General features: G+C 66.3%; 17 protein-coding genes. 7 read left to right on the top strand and 10 right to left on the bottom strand.

Features of this window, described 5'->3' with window-relative positions:
• Positions 1–58: 58 nt before the first annotated feature.
• The 5 genes from IE158_RS00400 to IE158_RS00420 all read right to left on the bottom strand — a co-directional run bounded on the left by IE158_RS00400 (position 59) and on the right by IE158_RS00420 (position 5828).
• The gene (locus IE158_RS00400) at positions 59–1840 is read right to left on the bottom strand and encodes an SLC13 family permease (RefSeq protein WP_189641683.1); all 1782 of its coding nucleotides are present in this window, start codon (positions 1838–1840) and stop codon (positions 59–61) included.
• A gap of 81 nt (positions 1841–1921) precedes the next feature.
• Entirely contained in the window at positions 1922–3217 is a 1296-nt protein-coding gene (locus tag IE158_RS00405; RefSeq protein WP_189641684.1) for a hypothetical protein, read from the bottom strand.
• A 64-nt stretch (positions 3218–3281) separates the two neighbouring features.
• Positions 3282–3797: a hypothetical protein gene (locus IE158_RS00410; RefSeq protein WP_189641685.1), complete on the bottom strand. Its 516-nt coding sequence runs from the start codon at positions 3795–3797 to the stop codon at positions 3282–3284.
• Between the two features lie 9 nt (positions 3798–3806).
• Complete coding sequence (locus tag IE158_RS00415; RefSeq protein ID WP_189641686.1) at positions 3807–5300, bottom strand: YifB family Mg chelatase-like AAA ATPase; 1494 nt, start codon at positions 5298–5300, stop codon at positions 3807–3809.
• A 78-nt stretch (positions 5301–5378) separates the two neighbouring features.
• A complete protein-coding gene (locus tag IE158_RS00420) occupies positions 5379–5828 on the bottom strand; it encodes a Sec-independent protein translocase subunit TatA/TatB (RefSeq protein ID WP_189641687.1) in 450 nt (149 codons plus the stop codon).
• 60 nt (positions 5829–5888) lie between these two features.
• Here IE158_RS00420 and IE158_RS00425 point away from each other — a divergent pair, with 60 nt between their 5' ends.
• Entirely contained in the window at positions 5889–7319 is a 1431-nt protein-coding gene (locus tag IE158_RS00425; protein ID WP_189641688.1) for a phytoene desaturase family protein, read from the top strand.
• A gap of 83 nt (positions 7320–7402) precedes the next feature.
• On the opposite strand, the gene IE158_RS00430 is transcribed toward IE158_RS00425, so the two are convergent.
• The gene (locus tag IE158_RS00430; RefSeq protein WP_189641689.1) at positions 7403–7687 is read right to left on the bottom strand and encodes an HU family DNA-binding protein; all 285 of its coding nucleotides are present in this window, start codon (positions 7685–7687) and stop codon (positions 7403–7405) included.
• Positions 7688–8000: 313 nt separating this feature from the next.
• Positions 8001–8750, bottom strand: a complete 750-nt coding sequence (locus IE158_RS00435; RefSeq protein ID WP_189641690.1) for a HesA/MoeB/ThiF family protein — start codon at positions 8748–8750, stop codon at positions 8001–8003.
• 84 nt (positions 8751–8834) lie between these two features.
• Between IE158_RS00435 and IE158_RS00440 the strand changes: the two genes are divergently transcribed.
• The 3 genes from IE158_RS00440 (at position 8835) to IE158_RS00450 (ending at position 13841) form a co-directional block, all read left to right on the top strand.
• The gene (locus tag IE158_RS00440) at positions 8835–9425 is read left to right on the top strand and encodes a glycerol-3-phosphate acyltransferase (protein ID WP_189641691.1); all 591 of its coding nucleotides are present in this window, start codon (positions 8835–8837) and stop codon (positions 9423–9425) included.
• An 89-nt stretch (positions 9426–9514) separates the two neighbouring features.
• Entirely contained in the window at positions 9515–11872 is a 2358-nt protein-coding gene (locus IE158_RS00445; RefSeq protein ID WP_189641692.1) for a hypothetical protein, read from the top strand.
• 82 nt (positions 11873–11954) lie between these two features.
• Positions 11955–13841: a stalk domain-containing protein gene (locus tag IE158_RS00450; RefSeq protein ID WP_189641693.1), complete on the top strand. Its 1887-nt coding sequence runs from the start codon at positions 11955–11957 to the stop codon at positions 13839–13841.
• 206 nt (positions 13842–14047) lie between these two features.
• On the opposite strand, the gene IE158_RS00455 is transcribed toward IE158_RS00450, so the two are convergent.
• Positions 14048–14584 (bottom strand): metal-binding protein, encoded by a 537-nt coding sequence (locus tag IE158_RS00455; protein WP_229838798.1) that lies wholly within the window; start codon positions 14582–14584, stop codon positions 14048–14050.
• A gap of 105 nt (positions 14585–14689) precedes the next feature.
• Between IE158_RS00455 and IE158_RS00460 the strand changes: the two genes are divergently transcribed.
• Positions 14690–15364 (top strand): uracil-DNA glycosylase, encoded by a 675-nt coding sequence (locus IE158_RS00460; RefSeq protein ID WP_189641694.1) that lies wholly within the window; start codon positions 14690–14692, stop codon positions 15362–15364.
• A 143-nt stretch (positions 15365–15507) separates the two neighbouring features.
• Here IE158_RS00460 and IE158_RS00465 read toward each other — a convergent pair whose 3' ends face one another.
• Positions 15508–16119 (bottom strand): C40 family peptidase, encoded by a 612-nt coding sequence (locus tag IE158_RS00465; protein ID WP_189641695.1) that lies wholly within the window; start codon positions 16117–16119, stop codon positions 15508–15510.
• 364 nt (positions 16120–16483) lie between these two features.
• Here IE158_RS00465 and IE158_RS00470 point away from each other — a divergent pair, with 364 nt between their 5' ends.
• A complete protein-coding gene (locus IE158_RS00470) occupies positions 16484–17416 on the top strand; it encodes a DMT family transporter (protein WP_189641696.1) in 933 nt (310 codons plus the stop codon).
• Positions 17417–17495: 79 nt separating this feature from the next.
• Here IE158_RS00470 and IE158_RS00475 read toward each other — a convergent pair whose 3' ends face one another.
• Positions 17496–18218 carry a TetR/AcrR family transcriptional regulator gene (locus tag IE158_RS00475; protein WP_189641697.1) on the bottom strand — a complete coding sequence of 241 codons (723 nt, stop codon included), beginning with the start codon at positions 18216–18218 and terminating at the stop codon, positions 17496–17498.
• Positions 18219–18488: 270 nt separating this feature from the next.
• Here IE158_RS00475 and hpf point away from each other — a divergent pair, with 270 nt between their 5' ends.
• Entirely contained in the window at positions 18489–19049 is a 561-nt protein-coding gene (gene hpf, locus IE158_RS00480) for a ribosome hibernation-promoting factor, HPF/YfiA family (protein WP_189641698.1), read from the top strand.
• The last annotated feature ends 58 nt before the right edge of the window (positions 19050–19107 follow it).

The following is a 19107-nucleotide window of genomic DNA, read 5'->3' on the forward strand; positions in this document are numbered from 1 at the left end:
AAGATGAACTCAGCGGTGAAGCGACCATGAAAAACGTGATGCCGTCATCAGTCTGTGATCAGTTTGTGCCCGTCAGCGGCCAGACGAGAGGCACGATCAGGAGTGTCAGGGCAAAGGTCAACACCGAGAGCCCCCCACCCACACGCAGGAAATCAGCAAAGCGGTAGTGGCCTGGGCCGTACACCAACATGCAGCTGGGCTCCAGCGGAGTGAGATAGGAGTTGCTTGCGGCCAGCGCAACAGTCACCGCAAATGGCCGGGGGTCGTAGCCCAGCGCACTGGACACGCCCACCGCCAGCGGCAGCATGACCAGCGCCGCCGCTTGGTTGCTCATGGGCTGGGTGAGCAGCAGGGTAAAGATGTAGACGCCCGCCAGTGCTCCCAGCCCGCCCAGAGGCTCCAGCACCCCGGCCAGCCAGCCAGCAATCAGTTCGGCGGCACCGCTCGACTGAAAAGCCCCGCCAAAAGCCAGCATGGCGGCCACCAGCACCAGTACCGGCCACTCAATGGCGCGGTAGGCCTCGTCTGGGCTGAGCAGCCGCAGCGCCAGCGCGAGGGCCACTGCCGCAATCAGCGCCGTAACCAGCGGCACCACACCCAGGCCCGACAAGACCAGTGCGCCCACAAATAACCCTGCCGCCAGGGGAGCTTTGGAGCCGTCACGCTGCTGCTCGGTCAGGTCGGCCAGTACGGCGAAGGTATCGCCCAGGCTACGCAGGCGGGTTTCGGTGCCCTGAATCAGCAGCACGTCGCCCCCACGGACCCGCAGGCTACCCAGGCGCTCCAAGGTCTTCTCGCGGCGGTGCAGGGCCAGCACGCTCAGGCCGTAGCGCTCACGAAAGCGCGACTCGCGCAGGGTGCGGCCAATCAGCTCATTGCCAGGCATCACCACCGCTTCCACCAGCCGCACTTCGGACTCCAGGCCACTCAGCGATAGCTTTTCTTTGGAGCGGCTGACCAGGCCTAGAGCGTCTTTGGCAGCCAGCAACCCTTCGGAATCGCTTTCTACGGCCAGGGTATCGCCCAGTTCCAGGCCAAAGGCCGCGTCCGGAGCGTAGACCGTGCGTCCATCACGCCGCACCGCCACCACCGTCAGGCCGTGATCGCGGCCCAGCGCCGCGCCCGCGAGGGTCTGTCCAATCAGGGGGCTGCCTTCAGCAATGGTGAGGTCGGAGATGTACGCCCGCACCTCCTGTTCCATTTCTGAGTCGCGCTCAGGCAGCAGGCGCGGAGCCACATAAAAGAGGTACAGCAGCCCTGCAATGGCCGCTGGCACCCCCACCCAGGCCAGCTCGAAAAAGCCCAGGGGCTTGAGGCCCACCTCGGGCAAGAATCCCGAAACCACCAAGTTGGTGCTCGTCCCCACCAAAGTGATTGAGCCGCCCAGAATAGAAGCGAAGGCCAGCGGCATCATCACCCGGCTGGCAGGGACACCCGTACGCCGCGCCAGGGCATGCATCACCGGCAGAAAGACGGCTGTGGTGGCGGTATTGCTGGTCACGGTGCTGACCGCCGTGACCCCGCCCAGCAAGCGGCGAATCAGGCCCGCCCCGGACACAGGCGGCTCCGCTCCCCGGCGGCCAGCAGAGCCCGTCAGCAGCTGCACGATCCAATTGATGACGCCCGTCCGCAGCAGCATCTGCGCCAGCACGAACAGCGCCGCCAGGGTGAGCACGGTGCGGTCCCCGAATCCTGCCAGGGCTTCGTCGGGGTCCAGCAGGCCAGTCAGCATCAGGGCCGCAATCAGCAGCAGCGCGGTTACGTCCACCGGAAGCCATTCGGTTGCAAACAAGACCAGCACCAGGGCCAACAGAATCAGGATGATGCTGACAGGTTCCATGTCCGGTCAGTTTAGAGCATTTGGCGGCTTGTCCAGATGCCCTGTACCGGGCCTAAATCCGTGTCTGCCAGGGCAAAAGCTCTAGGGCTTGCCTTCCTCACTGTCCGCTGGGGCCAGAGCTCCTGACGCCGCTGTCTCAGGCAACCGGGTGGCCAGCACCTGCACAGCGTCGGCTGCGGCCAGCAGAAAGACGGCACCCGCCACACCGACCACCAGCAGCCATAGACCGGCAGCCACAGAACCATTGAGCAGGTAATAAAGCGTCAGGGCCACCGCTGTGAGCAGCAACAGACCTGCCACCAGCCGCAGCCGGGGCGGCCAGACCCGCAGGTCCGGTGTGCCCGCAGGGTTCAGCCAGGCCAGCGGCCCACCCGGCGCCTTGCGGCCACCACGCACTGCCGGAGCAGCGCTATGGGCCTCCCCTTCTGGCATAGCGGGAGTCATTTCAGTCACGCTGGAAGCGGCTGGCTCGGCTGCCGCAGGGCGCAGCACCGTGGTCTGGGTCTCAGAGGACCGCAGGGCTTCTTCCATGCTGACACTGGCAGGACGCTGAACCTGCGCCGGAGCGGTTGAGACGGGAGCGGACTGGACGCGGCGGCTGACGCTGGACGCTGGACTGGGCTGGGATGTTGGCCTGGGCATGTCTTCCTGGCCCAGCTGGTCTTGAGAGGGCTGGTCTTGAGTGGGCTGGTCTCGAACCGCCTGGACGCTGCTGCCCACTCCAGCTTCCAGGCCACCTGGCTCAGCCACGGCCTGGGCGGTCTGAGCCTGTTCAGGAGCCTCGGATTCAGGAGACTCTGATTTGGGGGTGTCTAAGTCAGGGGTTTCTGGGCGGCGCTTAATGACCCGCACCACCGAGCCCAGCCGGTCAGCAAACGTACGGGGGCGCTCATAGGGGGCGTAGGGCTCGAATTCCTCGGTTGGGGCGTCAGCAGGGGCCGCTGAAGTCACGGGAGCCGGCATAGAGGGTGCTGCCCTGGGCGGGGTCGGGGCAACTGCAGGCTGCGCCCGGGGCACACGCGCAAAAGGAGAGGGCGGGGCCTCGCCACTCTCGCGCTCCTGCGCCCGCTTGGCCTGGGCCTTGGCGTAGGCGGTAGCGTCACGCACCCGCAGAAAAAAGGGCTGCACCTCATCCGGCTCAAAGCCCAGCAGGCTGGCGCTAAGTGCGGTGCCCGCTGGAGTTTCAACCCGCAGGGTACCGCTGTCGTCGCTGTGAATGCGGGTCAGGTCACGCAGGCTGACCCGGCGCAGAATCCGGGCGTCACGGTAGAGCAGCAGATCATCTACCAGCACAAAGAAGGCGTCCTCACGGCTGAGGGTGGCTTCGGGCTTGCTCGTGATGCCCAGTTCTTCCAAGGTCGGCCCTATGCGAGTCATCGTTGCCGCTCAGCTTAGCAAGCTCTGACGCGGACTTTTGCACGCTACGTTTCTGCACCCCAACTTAGGAAAGGTCTCTGGCTCCCGTGCGGCGCTCCTGCCAGGCGGCGTAAGCCAGCAGTGCCAAGGGCGGCAGCACGCCTTTGGCCGCATCGGTCAGAAAGGCGGTCTGTGCGCCCATTCTCCCCAGCTGATCTTGACCAGCGCAGAGAGGGTGAGAAGAGGTCAGAGGGTCGAAAATATAAACTCCTGCCAGCAGAAGCATCAGCCCCAGCAGCACATACAGCAAGCGCGCCTCGCGCTGACCTCCAGCCTGAGCAACCATGCGGGCCGCTAGTCCTGCAAATAGCGCTAAGGCCAGCCATGGGAGCGTCCGCCAGGCGACGCCTACACAGGGCACAGACATCACAACACTCAGGAACAGCAGGGAAAGTGGCACCGTCAGACAGGCAAACGACAGCGCGTAGGCGGCAGGTCGGCTCAGGCGGACTGGCGCGGCGGGAATACGAAACCCTACCACCAGCCAGAGCGGCAACGCCGCCAACAGCGCGGCGTAAAAGAGTACATCAGGGAGCGTCATCCCCGGCCTCTAGGCCAGCTCACGCGAGCGGAAGGTCAGCGCTTCGGCAATGTGCGCTTCGGCAATACGCTCCGACCCGGCAAGGTCGGCCACCGTCCGGGCCACCCGCAGCACCCGGTCATAGCCGCGTCCAGTGAGGCTCAGCTGCCGCGCCGCTGCCCGCATAAAGTTCTCGGGGCCGGCGTCCAGGGCCGCGGCCTGCTGCAAGCCCTGTCCCACCAAATCGGCGTTGCGCGCGCCCTGGCGGTGCTGCATCCGCTCACGCGCTGCCAGCACCCGCGTGCGGACCTGCGCGGTGCTTTCCCCCTGGGGCGCGCGGGTCAGCTCATCTACCGTCAGGCGCGGCACCTGCACGGTCAGGTCAATCCGGTCCAGCAACGGGCCACTCAGCCGGGCCTGATAGCGGGTGCGCTGCGCGGACGTGCAGGTACAGGGCCGTTCCGGGTCGCCGAGGTGGCCGCAGGGGCAAGGATTCATAGCGGCAATCAGCTGAAAACGGGCCGGATACTCCACACTGGCGCGGGCCCGCGAGATGGTCACCCGGCCATCTTCTAGCGGCTGACGCAGGGTTTCCAGAGCGCGGCGGGAGAACTCCGGGAACTCATCCAAGAACAGCAGTCCCCGGTGCGCCAAGCTCACTTCGCCGGGCTTGGGGATACTGCCCCCGCCAATCAGGCCAGCGTCGGACACGGTGTGGTGCGGGTGGCGGTAAGGCGCTGCGCCCAGCAGGCCGCCCCGTGTCAGCAGACCTGCCGCCGAGTGAATGCGCGTGACTTCCAGCGCCTCGGCGCGGGTGAGCGGGGGGAGCAGCCCAGCGGCGCGGCGGGCCAGCATGGTCTTGCCGCTGCCCGGACTGCCCACCATCAGGAGGTTGTGACCACCTGCCGCGGCAATTTCCAGGGCCCGCTTGGCGGCGCTCTGGCCCTTCACGTCGGCCAGGTCGGGAGCATTCGGCAGGTCGTCTCCCGGCTGGGGCGGCTCGGTCAGAGGGAGTGCAGCCTGACCGCTCAGATGCCGCACCGCGTCCAGCAGCGTCCCGGCACCGTAGACCGGCACCTCAATCAGGGCGGCTTCCTCTGCACTGCCTGCGGGCACCAGCGCGGGCAAGCCCAGCTCAGCGGCCAACAGGGCCAGGTTCACGGCTCCAGCTACGGGGCGCAGCGACCCGTCCAGCGCCAGCTCGCCCGCACAAATCACTCCGCGCAGAGCCTCCAGCGGCAGTTGCTCCTGTGCGGCCAGCACGCCCAGCGCGATGGGCAGATCGTACAGCGGACCTTCTTTGCGCAGGTCGGCGGGGGCCAGGTTCACCGTAATCCGCGCCGCTGGGAATGGCAGTCCAGAGTTGCGGATGGCGGCCCGGACCCGCTCACGCGCCTCACTCACCGCCTGGTCCGGCAAACCCACCACCATAAAAGACGGCAGGCCCGGCGAAACATCTACTTCAACCTCAACTGGTACGGCATCTACCCCGACCAGGGCCGCGCTGCGGACGCGGGCTAGCAAGAGCGTCCTCTGGACTGAGCAGGAATCATGCCCGCAGGGTAGAGCATTTCCCTGGGCCGCTCTCAGAACCCTGAGCGCTCAGGCGCGGTGCGAAGAAGGCGCAGCAGGCGGCTGTGGGGCAGGGTCTGCCGGAGTTTCGACCACCGGAGCTACCGCCAGGTCAGAGGCCCGCAGCGGCTGGGCAGGCTGAACAGATGGAGCCTGAGCCGGGTCAGCAGCCACCTCTCCCGGCACAGCGGAATAGACCACCTGTTCAGCTGGGGCCGGATTGGGTGCGGGCTGAGCCGGGGCGGCGGCGGGCATGGGTGCGGCCTGAGTGGGCGGGGTGTGCTGGGGCTGCCCAGCCTGACTCTGCGCCGGAGCGTCTTTCATGCTCAGCTCCAGCTCGTCCTTGAGGCCCTGAGTGCCGCGCCTGAACTCGCGGATGCCTTTGCCCAGGCTCTTGCCCAGCTCGGGCAGGCGGGTGGGGCCAAACAACACCAGCGCCACCACCAGGATAAACAGGATTTCCATCGGACCGAGGTTCATATCTCGGAGTGTAGAGCCTGAATGTTCAGACATTGTAAACGCAGCCGCTACACTCCAGAGATGAGCCTGAAGCCCGCTGGACTGGACGCCGTGGTGGTCGGTGCTGGGCCCAACGGCCTGAGCGCAGCGATTACCCTGGCCCGCGCCGGGCTGAAGGTGCGGGTCATAGAAGCGCACCACCAGCCCGGCGGTGGCCTGAGCAGCCGCCAGTGGGAAGGCTTTACCTTCGATACCGGCAGCGCCATTCATCCGCTGGGCTACGCTTCGCCCGTCTGGCAGCAGTGGCCGCTGCACGCCTTTGGGCTGGACTGGGTGCGCTCACCCGCGCCCTACGCCCACCTGTGGTGGGATGGCCGGGCGCTGCCGCTGCCGCAAGATCTGGACGCCGCTGCCGCTGTCCTGGGACCGGACGGTGCGCGCTGGCGGGCGCTGTTCGGGCCGCTGGTGGCGCAGCAAGGCAACCTGCTGGAAGACACGCTGCGCCCACTGCTGCGCCTGCCCCGGCACCCGCTCACCCTGGCCCGTTTTGGGGTGCCCGCCTTGCTCCCCGCTCCACTGACCGCCAGCCTGCTGTTTCAGACTGCCGAGGCGCGGGCACTGTGGGCGGGACTGGCCGCTCACGTCAATCTGCCGATGATGACGCCGGGGGTGGGCGCGGCGACCCTGATGCTGGGCACGGCGGCACACGCCGGAGGCTGGCCTTTTCCGCGTGGTGGCGCGCAGGCCCTGGCCGACGCCCTGGCCGAGTACTTCCGCTGGCTGGGTGGAGAGATTCAGCTGGACACCCGCGTGCAGTCACGGGCGGACTTGCCGCAGGCGCGGGCCGTGCTGGTGGATTCCAGTCCGGCGGTGGCCCGGCAGCTGCTGAGCCGCTCCACGCCTGGCTATGACGCCTGGCTGTCCCGCTTTCGCTACGGCCTGGGCGCGGTCAAAGTGGACTATGCCCTGAGCGGGCCGGTGCCCTGGTTGGACCCCGCAGCGGCGCAGGCCGCCACGCTGCACATCGGCGGCAGCCTGCAACAAATTGAGCAGGCCGAGCGGGGCGCGGCGCAGGGACAGCTGTCTCAGCAGCCCTACTTGCTGGCGGCGCAGCACACCCTCTTTGACCTCAGCCGCGCTCCGCAGGGCGGGCACACCTTCTGGGTGTACGCGCACGCTCCAGCAGACACCGGAGCCGACTACGCCGACACCATCGAAGCCGCGCTGGAGCGTCTGGCTCCCGGATTCCGCGCCCGGATTCTGCACCGCCACGTGACCACGCCCCGCCAGCTCGAAACCTTTAGTCCAGTGTTCGGTGGCGGCGACGTCAACGGGGGCCGCTTCGACCTCACGGGCCTGCTGGCCCGCCCGGTGCCCACGCCTACGCCCTACCGCACACCTGACCCGCAGGTCTACCTGTGCAGCTCGGCCACGCCACCGGGCGGTGGAGTGCATGGCATGTGCGGGTATCACGCGGCGCAGGCCGTGCTGAGTGACTTCTCCAGTCAGTAGCCTCTCCGGTCAAATGCAGGCGCGGCCCCACCCCGGACAGACCGGCAGGTGAAGCCGCAGGCAGCGCCCTGAAGCTGCTTTCTCTAGAGCCGTTCTTTGAGGCCGGTGGAAATCTTGAAGCGCACCTTTTTGCCCGCAGGAATGGTGATGCGCTCGGTGGTGCCGGGGCGCACCCCCTGGCGCTGGGCCGTGTGGGAGATGCTGAAGGTGCCCAGCCCAGGCAGGCCCACGGTGCGCCCCTGCTTGAGCGCGTCCACCATCAGCGACACGGCCACGCTGACCACGTCGCCAGCCTGCTTGCGCGAAAGGTCCGTCTGCTCACTGATATGGGCGGCCAACTCTGCTTTTGCAACTTTTTCCTTATTCATAGCTTCCTCCAGCGAAAGCCGCTAGCCCAGAACTCTGAGCCAGGGGGGCAGCTTCCGCGCCAAACCCGCTTTGGGTCGGCCTTACATGTGGATATATGGACTTGGTCGAACCTTAGCATAAATGAGGAGAAAGTCACACTCTACCCCTATTTGGAGGGGGCGCTGCTGAGGAAGCACGGCGGAGGGCATGGCGTCAGCAACCGGGCCAATAAGACGTAGGACCCGTCAGCAGCGACAAGAAGCCGAGTGCCGCCCCTGAACCGCCAGTTGGGTCGTCCAGTGGGCTGTCTGGCTCTGGTAGCTGCGCCCTGGTTTACTCGGCAGGGACGTCGGCCCGTTCCGGCAGGGCAATCAGGCGCACACGTCCGCTCAGGCCATCAAAGGTCCACAGCCGCCCCACCAGCGGCTGACCCACGCCGCCCAGCAGCTTGAGGGCTTCCAGCGCCATCATCTGCCCCACCAGCGCGGGCACTGGCCCCAGCACCCCAGCTTCGTCGCAGCTGTCAGCCTGGGCACTCTGCGGTGGGAACAGGTCATGCAGCCGCCGCGCACCCGCAAACACTGTGACCATGCCCGAAGTGCCACTCGCCGCGCCCCAAACGCAGGGCACTCCGGCAGCGTGCGCCGCTTCGGCCAGAGCGTAGCGGGTTGCGAGGTTGTCGGTGGCGTCTACCACCAGGCTGACACCGTCCAGCAGCTGCGCGGCATTGTCGGCGCTCAGGGCAGGCACCACTTGTGGCCTGACAAAAGGATTGATGGCCTGCACCTGCGCTGCCGCCACCTCCGCCTTATGGCGGCCCACGTCAGGCGAGCGGAAGAGCAGTTGCCGGTGCAGGTTGCTGACATCCACCGTGTCATGGTCGGAAATCCGCAGCTCTCCTACGCCTGCCCCCGCCAGCGCTGCCGCCACCGCGCAGCCCAGCCCACCAGCCCCCACCAGCAGCACCCGCGCGGCTGTTATCCGCTCCTGCGCCCCGGCGGCCTGCCACTCAGGCACCAGCAGCGGACGGCTGTAGCGGCGCAGTTCGGGACGGGAGAGCGGGCGGCCAGGCTTAGAAGACATGCCCCCAGTCTAGGCACTGGCCCTCCGCACAGCTTTTTGCCAGCACCGTGCTTTCTGCGCAGGCGCAGCGTTACACTGACCCCCATGTGGCTGCTCGTTTCCCTGCTGTCGTTCCTGCTGGGTTCACTGGTGGCCGGCATTCTGTACTCGCGCTGGCGCGGCAAGGATATTCGGGGCGCTGATCTCCCGGGTGGCAGCGGCTCGTGGCGGCAATACGGCCCAGCCGTGGGCATTGGCGTGGCCCTGTTCGACGGCCTCAAGGGCGCACTGGCTGTCGCGCTGGCGGGGTGGCTGATGCCGCAGGACCCAGCCCTGGGCGCGGCGCTGGCTACCTTTTTTGTGGTGCTGGGCCACTGCTACCCGCCGCTGTTCGGCTGGCGGGGCGGTGGCGGCATCGCCACGCTAATCGGGGCGCTGGCCCTGGCCGCTCCCCAGGCACTGGTCGGAACCCTGGCCGCAGCCGCCGTGTTTATGCCGCTGTACAAGCTCTTGCTCCAGCGCTCCGTCCAGCTGAATGTGGTGCCGGTTACAGCGGGAGTGGTGGTGCCAGTGCTGCTGTGGCTGGCCTGGCAGCGGGGCGGCTTCTGGGCAGCGCTGCTGGGCTCACTGGTGATGGGGGTGCGGGCCGCCCACATGCTGCAGGCCCGCCCACGCCCGCAGGACGGGAGCCAGTGACACGCACGCCACGCCGCCGAACCTCAAGCAGCCACGCACCACTCAGGCGCACACCGTCCAGCCGCCAGAAAGGGCGAACCGCACTGTGGATGACCGGCCTGTGGCTGGCCGCAACACTGGCCGGTTCCGTTCAGGCGCAGGGGACGCTGGGCCAGGGGGATGTGGGGGTGGGACAAGCCGACCAGCTGGCCCCCGCCCCGGCTGCGGCGCGCCTTACCAGCTCCAATGCTTCGGCACGTATCCGCCCTTCCGAGCGCACGGGGCTCGCCACCGAGGTCACGCTAGAGGGCCGCAGTCTCACCGGCTGGCGGCGCGGCGAACCCGTGTGGTCGCAGACTTTCGCGCCTGAGCTGGGCCAACTGCGTGGACCACTGCGCCAGGGTGGCATGACCTACCTGGGCGCTGGGCCAGCTGTCCTCGCCTACGACGAAGCAGGGCGCGTGCTGGCCCGCTACGACCTGTCTGCTCCGGTCCTGACGCTGGACGGCAGCGGTGGGCTGGTCCGCGCCACAGTCACGGGCGGCGAGTACCGCGAGACCTTGACCCTGATTCCACCCGAAGACGGAGGCGGCACCCAGGAACGCTTGGTGTTCGCCCCGGACCCTGCCGTGACCCTGTGGGCCATGCAGGCCGCCGACGCCGTGCCAGACCTAGACGTGTCCCGGCGCTGGGCCAGCGATCCCGTCAACCCTTTTTTGGGGCTTCGGGCGGTGCAACAGGCCAGCGCCGCCGGTCAACCGCAGCAGGCCGCCGCCCACCTCAAGGAACTGATGGCCGCCCCGCAGCCCTTCCCAGTCTGGGTCAAGCTGGCCGCGCGGCTCGATACCGCCGGATACCCTGAGCAGGCTGACCAGGCGCTGGAACTTGCCCGAATGGACGCGGCGCAGCGGGGCTACGACCCGGCCATTCGCGTGAGCCGTGAGGCCATGCTCGCGTACGGAAATCCAGCAGGCTACACGGAAACTTTGCTGAGCCAGGGCCGCCTGAACCGCGCCGAAGTCTGGATGCGGCATCTGCGCGCCCTACACCCACGCGCCCACGGCAGTGAAGCCCTGTACCAGCGCTACGCCGAACTGCTGGAAAGCCAGGAGCGGGCCGGGGAGGCCAGCGAATGGCGGGGGTTTGCCAGTTCACTGCGCGCCGAGACCCTCTACCGCCGGGGACCAGCGGGCCTGATCCAGCTGCGTGACGCCAGCGGCCTGCTGGCTTTGGCGCTGGCGCTTGGTGTGCTGCTGGCCACGCTGTCCATCTTGCGGCGGGGACACGCGGTGCAGCGGGCCGAACTCTCGCCCTATGGTGGGCGCTGGCGGGCTTGGCACAGGCATCCGTTGGCGCGGGCCAGCCGCACTTCGCTGCACTACGCCAGCACCGGCGAGCGGCTGGTGCTGCTGGGGCTGAGTGCCGCACTCACCGTCAGCCTCAGCGGGGGACTGTGGGCCAGCCGCACCGCCGAGCTCCTGGCCACTCCGGCGCTGAACACCGGCACCTACGGCGGGGCCTGGGCGGAAACTGGCCTGGCCCGCTTGCCCCTGGGCAGCAGTCCCGAAGCGGCGCTGCTGCGGGGCCTCAGCAGCCAGCTTTCGGGCGACCTTTCAGCGGCGCGGGTGCGCTATCAGGCGGCTCAGAGCCTGCCGTGCGCCCGCAACAATCTGGGGGTCATCGCGGCCCTGCGTGGGGACCGCCCCAGCGCCGACTCGCTGTTCCGGACCGCCCTGGCCGCGCAGCCTGGCCTGGGGGCCGCCGCCTACAACCTGGGCTTTCCGGTCCTGACCCTGGGCAGCGGGTTTCAGGAACGCTACCGCCCCGGCCAACCCCGGCTGTGCTATCCCGATGACCGCAGCCTGATTCGGGCGCTGAGCGGCGATGTCTCGGGCATCTGGCGGGCGCAGCTGCGCGACCCGCTGGGGCAACTGCGCCTGATTGCGGCCCAGGCGCAGCGGGGCCACCTGCACCCCTGGGCCCTGCTATGGCTGGCCGAAGCGCTAACCCTGGGAGCGCTGTTGCTTGCCCTGCTGCCACCCCGCCGCGCCGCTGACCTGGGACAAAGCCGGGAGCACTTGGCAGGCGCTCAGGAGGCAGCCCCCACTCCAGCTTCGGAGTCTTCTCGCCCTACAGCTGCGCCGCTCCCTGCGTATCAACCGGAGCGTGACCCCGTGGCCTGGCTGCTGCCGGGCAGTGGCCTGCTTGAGTGGGTCTGGGGCGGGCCGCTGCTGCTGGCGTTCGTGACAGCGGCTTTGGCCTGGAGTGCTGGCTACGCCCTGACGCTGCTGCAAGCCGGTGCTCCGCTGCCCTGGCCGCTTACGCTGTGGCCTGCTGCTGGCTGGCCGGACTCGCTGCCGGGGCTGGCCGGTCCCTGGCCGCTGAGGGTGCTGGCCCTCACCTGGCTGATCAATGTCGGCTGCCTGTGGGCCTTAGGAAGGTCTCGCCGCACCCATCCCCAGCGGTAAGCGAAGGGAGAGCCACCTTTGCGTCTGAAGGTTCGCGTCAGCTTGGGCAGGCATACTGGGGCTTATGTGTTTTCGCTCGCAAATGACTGCTGACCGCCGCCTGAGCCGCGCCGCCGCATGGCTGCGGCCCAGGGTGCTCAAGCCCGGCCTCCTGAGCCTGGGCCTGGGGCTGTGGGGGGTCGCCGCCGCGCAACTTCAGCTGAGTTTCACCACTGGCGAATCCAGCGTGCAGATCAATGGCCGCAGTGCCAACATCGCTGCGCCGCAGGTGGTGGATGGCCGCACCATGCTGCCGCTCAATGACACTGTGTTGCTGCTGGGCTACCACCTGACCCGCAGCGGCAATACCGTGAATGTGGTGGGCGGAAACCTCTCCGTGGACCTGGACAGTGGGTACGCTACCGTCGGTGGGCAGCGCCAGGAAGCGGGCAGCGTGGCCGTTCTGGAAGGCAAGCTGTATGTCTCGGCGCGGGTCATTGCCGCCGGGCTGGGGGGGCAACTGAACACCGGGGATGGTGGCTCGCTGGTGCTGACCGCCCAGCCCAAAGGGTCGTTTGTGCCGCCTTCACGCCCCACTGCCCTGCCCGGCGCGACTCCTGGCACAGTGGCTCCAGCCCCCCCAGCCCCGGCCCGGCCTGCCACACCCACTCCCCCCACAGCACCCACACCCGCAGCAGCGGTGCCCACGCCTTCCGCAGCCGCCCAGCCCACGGTGCCCCAGGCCCGCTTCTCGACGGACAAAGCGGTCTATGCGCCGGGTGAGCGAATCGTGTTTACCGAGTATTCGTTCGACCCCGAAGGCGGCGGCATCGCGTCGCGCAACTGGACGGGGCGGCAGGACGTGTACTGGGCTCCCGGCACCTACACGGTCAGCCTGCAAGTGACCAATGGGCGCGGACAGACCTCATCCACCTACACCCGCACGGTCCGGGTCGAAGGCCAAGCCTCCGAAACGCCGGTCACCTACGCACTGCGCTACGGCCAGATTGGGGACCGCTTCGCCGATGGGCGGGTGCTGAATTACCCCGCACTCACCATGAGCCAGGGCACGCCCAGAGCGTTGCCGCTGCTGTTCAGCGACAGTCCCGAAAAACCGCGCCAAAGCGGTGTGCTGTATCAGGACAAGGTCAGCGGTGAGGCCCGGCTGCTGGGCTACCACGTCAACGATCTGGGCCGCCCAGCGCGGATGTACATCGTGGCCCGCAACCTCGAAAACCGCCCGGTCACGGTGCAGGTGGCCCGCCAGGGCGAAACCGCCCCCAGCCGCATTGAGGGCATTCTGGGACAGGTGACCCTGATGGACTACTTTTCCAGCCCGTCACGCGGTCCCGTGAATCTGCCGCCCGGTGGCCTGAGTGCGCTGTATGTCAGTCCCACGCTCAGCCAGGGCCACGGGGTCAGCATCCTTCAGGACATCGTGAGCAGTGGACAGGTGGCCGTGAGCTTCGTGATGCTGGAAGATGGCCTGACCCTCAGCGACCCGGTGCTGCGCTCACTGCCCTACCTGCCGCTGGATGGTCGGCACCAGCGCGGCACCTTTGCAGGTGCGGACCGCCCCATGAGCGCCTCGCTGAACCAGCTGCCCGCCCGCGTGGTGATTGGCGACGGCCAGCACGACCCGGTCCTGACGGGCCGCGACACGGTAACGGGCAGCAATCAGCGCCTGGCGGGCAACTATGGCGTGCTCTACGACATGGAATTCACTGGCGCGGCCAATACGGCCATTGCCCTGAGTCCACGCGGTGGCCTGTACCGGGGAGCCATGCGCATCATAGACGGCGACCTGACCCAGGTCATCAAACTGCCCCGCGAGGGCAACGCCCTGACCCCCAACGAGCCGCAGCTGCTGTGGCGCGCCAAGTCGGACCGGGTCCGCATTCAGTTCATGCCGTCCAACGGCAGCGCTCTGCCGGTCAATTTGGTGTTCTACCGCTTGCCCCAAAACACCTACAAGTGGTATCAGCCTTAGAGCACACTGCGTGATGAGCAGAGAGCTGGGCAGGTGATGGACCGCCCGGCTACTTTTGCCGACAAACTGGTTTTTGCGGGTAGCCTGCGCTGACGCGGCCCCAGAGTTAGCCGCAAAATAAAATAGGACGAACCGAGTGGTGTCCGTGTCTCCTCGGTCTGCCCGGAACATCGGAGAGATATGTCCGTCTCCATTCCAGATAGCCTCTAGCGTCGCCGCCGGGAGCGGCGCAGGCCGTGGTCAGGGCGAATGCCATCGGCGATCAGGTGCAGCCACTGGCTCAGGAAATATCCAGCTGTGACCGGCAGCAGCACTTTCCACTCAATCGGGTCAGGCAGGGCAGGCAGCTGGAGGCCCGGCCAGAAGGTCCGCAGCACGCCCACCACCACAAACGCCAAAATGGCCAGGTAGGCCAGCCGGGTCAGCGGTCCCACAATCCAGGTGTGCGACAGCCCCCGGTGACTGAACACCATGCCGTAAGGCACCCACAGCGGACCCAAAAAGCCCCAGTTGCGCTTGGAGTTGACCCCCTGCTCCGAGAGGTCCAGGTCCGGCGAAAGCAAAAAGGTCCCGGCCAGAAAGCCCAGCGAGAAGTGCAGGGTCTGCGCCTGGGTCAGCGTGACCAGCCCCTCGCGGGAAGCCCAGACTGCACCGGCTCCCAGCACGGCATACGCGGCCATGTTGATGTAATTGTGAACGCGTCCGCTCGGCACCGGCCCTACTATGCCGCGCAGAAGGGTCACAATGCGAGTCACAGTGTGGACACTGACGGACTCTGGCCCAGGGTGGGGGCGCACTGTGTCAGCTACGCCAGGCTGTACCGGCTGGGTTGGGCTAGGCTGGGGCGCATGACGACCCCCGAACGCGCTGACCTGTGGGCACCGGACCTGCGCGCCCTGGACGAGCTGGAACGTGAAAACAAGGGCTGCCACGCCTGTCCACTGCGGGCTGGCTGCTTGCAGGTGGTGGTGTCTGACGGCAACCCGGCTGCCGACCTGCTGATTATCGGAGAAGGCCCCGGCGGCGATGAGGACCGCACCGGACGACCCTTCGTGGGCCGGGCAGGCCAACTGCTAGACCGCATCCTGGCAGGCGTCGGCCTGGAGCGCCACGACACCTACATCACCAACATCGTCAAGTGTCGGCCCCCAGCCAACCGCGCCCCTACCCCGCCCGAAATCCAGACCTGCACCGAGCTGTGGCTGGACCGCCAGCTGGCGCTGCTGCGGCCCAAAGTCATCGTGACGATGGGCAACACCCCCACCCGGCACCTGCTGGGCACAGCGCAGGGCATCACGCGCCTGCGGGGACAGTGGCACCCCTACCGGCTCCCCAGCGGCGCTATGGCCGCCCTGATGCCGATGTTCCACCCGGCGTACCTGCTGCGCAACGATACCCGCGTCAAGGGTGGTCCCAAGAGCCTGACCTGGGCCGATATTCAGGAAGTGGCGGGCGTGCTGCGTGGTGAGCGGCCTTTCCCCGTTCCGGCCACCCCACCTGAGGGACAGTCTCCTCTGTTCTGAACTTCCCTCTGGCCTGCGCTGCAAGCCTGCGGCGACGTTCACAGCACAGCCGCCCAGCGGGCCACAAAGGCCAGCGCACATATCAACAAAAAGCTGCTGCTTCCCGCACCCAGGAAGCAGCAGCTGAGATGGTGATGCGAATGTTACAGAACGCGGCGAGCGCCCATGTAGCGGTTGGCCCAGTAGCTGTTGCCAAACATACGCTCCACCATCGAGCGGCCATAGTAGGAATTGGCGTTGGCCATCTGGTCATTGCCCAGATAGATGCCTACGTGGCTGACACCCCGGCCCGTGGTGTTGAAGAACACTAGGTCGCCAGCGCGCAGGTTGCGGCTGTTCACCGCGTAGCCGGTCCTCCACTGGCTGGCGGTGGTGCGGGGAATGTTGACGCCCATGTTACGCAGAACCAGCTGGGTATAGGCCGAGCAGTCAATGCTGCCGCTCCCGTTTCCACCCAGGCGGTAGGGAATGCCCAGGAAGCGGCTGGCAGCCGTACGGACAGTGGCGCTACCAGTGCTGGCAGCGTTCACGGCAGGACCAACACTGCGGGCTTCACCAGTGACCTGGAGGCTCTGTCCGATCTCAATGGTGGTGGAGTTCAGGCCATTGGCCTGCATCAGCTGCTGGGTGCCCATGCCGTGCGCCTGAGCGATCTTGTACAGGGTGTCGCCCGCCTTGACGGTGTAAGTACCAGCAGAAGCAGTGGTAGCGAGGACAGCGGCAGTCGAGAGCAGCAGGGTGCGTAGTGCTTTCATCAAGTAACGAGTGTACGTGCCTTTCTTTTACCCGTCCTTAATAGTTTGGGGAATTGCCCATTTCTATGCACCTATACGGTGCCTATACGTTTTAGGCTAGGCTAATCTTTCGCCTCAGATTCAAATCTCATCAGGATTCTCATGGAGTGGCTCATTTCTTGCAAAACTCTGCTCTGGCGTGGGACACGCATATTCGCTGGATGCCTCCATCGGTCCATTCATTGGGGGTTCAGACTTCAAGGTGCCGTTTAGAAATCAAGGCTCCGTGCCGCCTCCACAAGCGATGGAGGCGGCCTGCACACATTGGAACTTTAACGGCCCAAATTGGCCTTCACAAATGTGGTTGCGTTTCACATACTTATGCATGACGTTGCCCACCGTACCGCGCTCCTCGCTGGCCCACTTCGCGCTGCCCGCCACCGTATGTGTCGTGCTGGCCGCCTGCCTGTGGGGCCTGCTGGGTATTTTTGGCAAGTATGCGCAGGGGGCAGGTATTTCGCCGCTAGAAGTGGCCTTTTGGCGGGCCGTGCTGGGCGGCGTTCTGTTTGGGCTGCACGCCGGGGTCACGCGGCAAACTGTTCCACGGGGACGTGACCTGCTCTGGACCGGACTATTTGGCATCGTGGGGGTCAGCCTTTTTTATGCGGCCTATCAGCTGGCTGTGCAGGCGGCTGGGGCCAGCCTGGCCAGCGTACTGCTGTATACCGCCCCAGCCTTTGTGGCGCTGTGGGGCTGGTTGCTGCTGCGCGAACCCACCGGCCTGCGCGAGCTGGGCGCAGTCGCACTGACACTGGGCGGCATTGCCCTGATTTCGCTGGGCGGAGGCGAAAATATTCAGGTCACGCCCGCTGCGCTCACCTGGGGGCTGCTCAGCGGCTTCAGCTACAGCCTGAGCTACTTATACGGCAAGCTGTTTTTTGGGCGGTACTCGTCGGCAGCGCTGTATGCTGTCGCCCTGCCCATCGGTGCTCTGGGGCTGCTGCCCCTGACCGATTTTTCGCCCAAATCCCTGGTCGCCTGGGCGGCCCTGGGGGGGATTGCGCTCCTGTCCACTTACCTGGCCTACTTGCTCTACAGCATGGGCCTGGCGCGGCTAAGCGCCACCCAGACCAGCGTCATCGCCAGTTTGGAGCCGGTCATTGCCAGCCTACTGGCGCTGGCCCTATTTGGAGAAAAGCCGGGGCTGCTGGCGCTGCTGGGTGCAGGACTGGTGCTGGGAGCCACCCTGCTTCTGTCGGCCCCCAAAGGACCGCGTGAACTTCCGCAGACCTCCAGCCAAATGCCAGGAAAGAAGTAACGACGGGCTGCCCTCAGCGGGTGACTGCCCTGGTCCTACATCACGTTAGGTGTGTGGTGCTGCGCAGCGGAGCACTGCTCTAGTCTTCAGCTCCCTGGCCTTCTTCTGCCCGCCGCGCTGGCAGTTCCCACACCAGCTGCTGCCCTTCACGCAGGGCACCGTGCAGCAGCAGCTCTAGCCGGTCTTGCCAGTCACGCTGCACTTCCTCGGGGGTCAGGTGCTGGCCTTGCAGCAAGGCGAGCAGACACGAATCCACCAGGAGATCGCTGAGGACCCGCAGGTCCATGCCTTCACGCAGTTCGCCGCGCTGCTGCATGGACAGCAGCACCGGCATCACCAGCTCACTGAGGCTGGTATGCGGAGAGACGAAGGCCGCCACGTCCGCAGCGCGGCTGGACAGGGCGGCACTGGCGTTCTGCCCGGCGGCTGCCTCTGCACTCTGGCGGCCCGCTCCCCCCAGCGCCGCTGAGGCGACTGCGCCCACCAGATGGTGGTAGCGCACGCCCAGGTCGGCCATACGGGCGGTCATCCCCTGCCAGATGGCCTGGGGCGACTTGCCCTCGGCCAACCGGCGCAGCGCCGCTTGCCGGGTCTCCTCTACCGTTTCCTCGAAGTGGGCCAGCAGCATATGCAGCTTGCTGGGATAGTAGCGGTACAGATTGGTGCGGCTGACATAAGCAGCCTGCGCGATATCAGCCGCGCTGATGGCATCCAGCCCCGAGCGGGCAAACAGCTCAAAGGCAGCGCGCGCGATGCGGCGGCGGCGCTGCGTCTCCTGTTCCTGGCGGTCCACTTTGGTCATGGCAAAAAAAGTCCTGTCAGGCAGTGATTCTCTGTGGCCTGTAGAGCAGCAAGAGACAGCATAGCTCAAGTCTTTGGGCCCTACGGTAAGCTCCACGGCTGACGGTCCGCTGACACTTGGCTAGAGTAGGGGTACAGAGACAATTCTTCCCTGCATAGGCACGCTCCGGCGGGCCCCGCAGCAGAATCTATTCAGCCACCATGCAGCTGTCTTCTGTGTCTCATACCACTGTGCCCACATGGGCGGGTGGCTGATGAAAAGAGGTATCTAGTGAATATTGCTCAGCTGTCTGGCCGTGGTGTGGAGATCACTGATCCCCTGCGCGAGTACGTGGATGAGAAGCTTTCCCGTTTGGAGCGCTTCAACAGCGACATCACCAGTGCGCGGGTGACCCTGACGGTGCGCGACGTCAAAAATGCGGCGCGGCGCAACCGGGTTGAGGTGCAGATCAATGTTCCACACGGGATTATCCGCGCCGAGGAGACACACGCGGACATGTACGCGGCCATAGACAAAGCCAGCGATGTGCTGGAGCGGCAGCTGCGCAAGTTCAAAACTCGCATCCTCAAACAGCGCCAAGAAGGAGCTCCGCAACCTGAGCCTGGCCCTGCCGAGCGGGCGGTAGAGAGTGGCGACGACGAAGCCGACTTCCAGCCCGAAATCGTGCGGCAAAAGCGTTTCGAGATGCGCCCGATGACCCCACAGGACGCTGTTTTCCAGATGGAAGCGCTGGGGCACGACTTTTACGTGTTCAAGAATATGGACACGGGCGGCTGCGGTGTGGTGTACCGCCGCAAAGACGGGCATTACGGGCTGATTGAGCCGAAATAGGTCTAAAAAAATAGGTCTAAGAGTCGAAAGGTCTAAGGTTTCAGATTCCCTAGATCCT

The sequence above is a fragment of the Deinococcus piscis genome, assembly GCF_014653275.1.
Lineage (GTDB): Bacteria > Deinococcota > Deinococci > Deinococcales > Deinococcaceae > Deinococcus > Deinococcus piscis.

Excerpts from the sequence above, each read along its gene's own strand:
- IE158_RS00465 (WP_189641695.1), bottom strand. The coding sequence starts at position 16,119 with ATGAAAGCACTACGCACCCTGCTGCTCTCGACTGCCGCTGTCCTCGCT.
- IE158_RS00470 (WP_189641696.1), top strand. The coding sequence starts at position 16,484 with ATGACGTTGCCCACCGTACCGCGCTCCTCGCTGGCCCACTTCGCGCTG.
- IE158_RS00425 (WP_189641688.1), top strand. The coding sequence starts at position 5,889 with ATGAGCCTGAAGCCCGCTGGACTGGACGCCGTGGTGGTCGGTGCTGGG.
- IE158_RS00400 (WP_189641683.1), bottom strand. The coding sequence starts at position 1,840 with ATGGAACCTGTCAGCATCATCCTGATTCTGTTGGCCCTGGTGCTGGTC.
- IE158_RS00475 (WP_189641697.1), bottom strand. The coding sequence starts at position 18,218 with ATGACCAAAGTGGACCGCCAGGAACAGGAGACGCAGCGCCGCCGCCGC.
- IE158_RS00460 (WP_189641694.1), top strand. The coding sequence starts at position 14,690 with ATGACGACCCCCGAACGCGCTGACCTGTGGGCACCGGACCTGCGCGCC.
- IE158_RS00445 (WP_189641692.1), top strand. The coding sequence starts at position 9,515 with ATGACCGGCCTGTGGCTGGCCGCAACACTGGCCGGTTCCGTTCAGGCG.
- IE158_RS00450 (WP_189641693.1), top strand. The coding sequence starts at position 11,955 with ATGACTGCTGACCGCCGCCTGAGCCGCGCCGCCGCATGGCTGCGGCCC.
- IE158_RS00410 (WP_189641685.1), bottom strand. The coding sequence starts at position 3,797 with ATGACGCTCCCTGATGTACTCTTTTACGCCGCGCTGTTGGCGGCGTTG.
- IE158_RS00420 (WP_189641687.1), bottom strand. The coding sequence starts at position 5,828 with ATGAACCTCGGTCCGATGGAAATCCTGTTTATCCTGGTGGTGGCGCTG.
- IE158_RS00405 (WP_189641684.1), bottom strand. The coding sequence starts at position 3,217 with ATGACTCGCATAGGGCCGACCTTGGAAGAACTGGGCATCACGAGCAAG.
- IE158_RS00430 (WP_189641689.1), bottom strand. The coding sequence starts at position 7,687 with ATGAATAAGGAAAAAGTTGCAAAAGCAGAGTTGGCCGCCCATATCAGT.
- IE158_RS00435 (WP_189641690.1), bottom strand. The coding sequence starts at position 8,750 with ATGTCTTCTAAGCCTGGCCGCCCGCTCTCCCGTCCCGAACTGCGCCGC.
- IE158_RS00440 (WP_189641691.1), top strand. The coding sequence starts at position 8,835 with ATGTGGCTGCTCGTTTCCCTGCTGTCGTTCCTGCTGGGTTCACTGGTG.